At 59.9% G+C, this 1,793-nt stretch carries 2 protein-coding genes; one reads left to right on the plus strand and one right to left on the minus strand.

Annotated elements, in window-relative coordinates; all coding sequences use genetic code 11:
• Nucleotides 1-257: 257 nt before the first annotated feature.
• The gene (locus NW837_RS14620; RefSeq protein ID WP_414332300.1) at nucleotides 258-515 is read left to right on the plus strand and encodes a DUF2949 domain-containing protein; all 258 of its coding nucleotides are present in this window, start codon (nucleotides 258-260) and stop codon (nucleotides 513-515) included.
• 63 nt (nucleotides 516-578) lie between these two features.
• Here NW837_RS14620 and NW837_RS14625 read toward each other — a convergent pair.
• Nucleotides 579-1,793, minus strand: a 1,215-nt coding sequence (locus tag NW837_RS14625) for an efflux RND transporter permease subunit (protein WP_414332301.1), incomplete at its 5' end; no start/stop codon positions are given.

Here is a 1,793-nt window from a genome sequence, read left to right on the forward strand (position 1 = left end):
CCCCATCCCAGCAGAGTGGCTATTGGTCAGATAGTCCCTTCGACGACGACCCCTGGGGATAGACCGTCCTGCCAGGATCTATAAGCCAGCTTTGCGACAAAGCTCAGTGCTCTCTGCCCGAACTGGCCTTGGGGATGCCTGGGCGCTCACGTACCCTGGAAGAAACCTGTTGCAAGGGATCCGCAGGATCTCCACTGGGGATCCCGAGCCTCGAGATTCAATATTCAATTCGATGGGTTTCCTGCCCAGCCAAACCTATGGAACCGACCCTGCCGGATTTACAGGCCCTCAGCCAATGGGATCGACAGTTCTGCCAGTTTGCTGCCCAGCAGCAGCTCCTCAAGCCCAAACAACTGGCTTTGGCCCTGAAGATCCAACGGCAGCAGCACGGCCCTCTAGCCTTGATCCTCTGGCAGTTGGGCTTTGTGGGCCTGCAACACCTGGCTCAGTTCTGGGAAAAAATGCCCGGCGGAGCCGAGCTCGAACTGCTCGAGGACAGGGCCTGCGGTGGATGAAAGGTGCCCCCTTCCCCCACTCGCTTTTCCGCCAGAAGAGAAGAAGCAAGCAGATCCCTCTTGCTACCCAACGCTGTCGCCACCAGGCAGCACCTCTTTGGGATCCTCCGGCGGCGGCAAATGCGCCAGATCCACAGGTGAAGGGGATCCCCCCAAAATTCGCACCTGGATCCCCTTGATCACGACATAGAGCACCGGCACCACCAGCAAACTGAGCATTGTCGAGACGAACATGCCGCCGATCACCGCCGTGCCCAGAGACTGACGGCTGGCGGCCCCGGCCCCGCTGGCCACTGCCAGCGGGAAAATGCCAAGTATGGTGCTCAAGGCCGTCATGAGAATCGCGCGGAAGCGGGTCTCTGCCGCCTGCACTGCAGCCTTAACCAGGGGGATCCCTTGGGCAACCAACTGGTTGGCAAACTCCACAATCAAGATGGAGTTTTTGCTGGCCAGCCCGATCAACATCACCAACCCGACTTGGCAGAAGACGTCGTTGGTCAAGCCCCGCAGCAGTTGCGCCAAAAGAGCCCCAAGAACCGCCAGCGGCACCGCCAACAAAATGATCAAGGGATCCACATAGCTCTCAAATTGCGCCGCCAGCACCAGGAAGACGAACACCGAGCCCAAAGCAAAGATCAGCGGCGCCTGTCCTCCCGACTCGATTTCTTCCAGCGACAGGCCCGACCACTCGAAGCCAAACCCCTGCGGCAACAACTGGGCGGCTAGAGTTTCCATAGCCCGAATCGCTTGCCCTGAGCTAAAGCCCGGCAGGGCGCTGCCCTGAATTTCCACCGAGCGGAAGAGGTTGAAGTGGTTGATGATGGCCGGGCTGGTGGTCTCCTCCACCTGAACCAGGGTGCTCAACGGCAAGAGCTGCCCCTGCCCACCCCGCACGTAGAACTGGCCGATGCTTTCCGGGTTACCTCGGAATGCTTGATCCGCCTGCACATAGACCCGGTAGTTGCGGTTGAACAGGTCGAAATCATTGACGTAGGTGCCCCCCAGCAGCGTCTGCAGCGTGCCGAAGACATCCAACAGAGGGATCCCCAACAACTGGGCCATCTCCCGATCCACCTGTACTTCTAGCTGCGGCGAATTGGCGTTGAAGGTGGGCGGGTTAATCCGCAAGCCCAAGGGGGGTTGGCCCGGCGGGGGCGGCGAGTTGCCCACAAAAAACAGGGTGTTGGCCGTCTGCTCCAAGAGGTTGAAATCGTTCACCCCCCGATCCTGAAGCTGGAAAGTAAACCCGCCCGCAACCCCCAAATTGGGAATGGCCGG

This window comes from Synechococcus sp. R6-10, assembly GCF_047461815.1.
Lineage (GTDB): Bacteria > Cyanobacteriota > Cyanobacteriia > Thermostichales > Thermostichaceae > Thermostichus.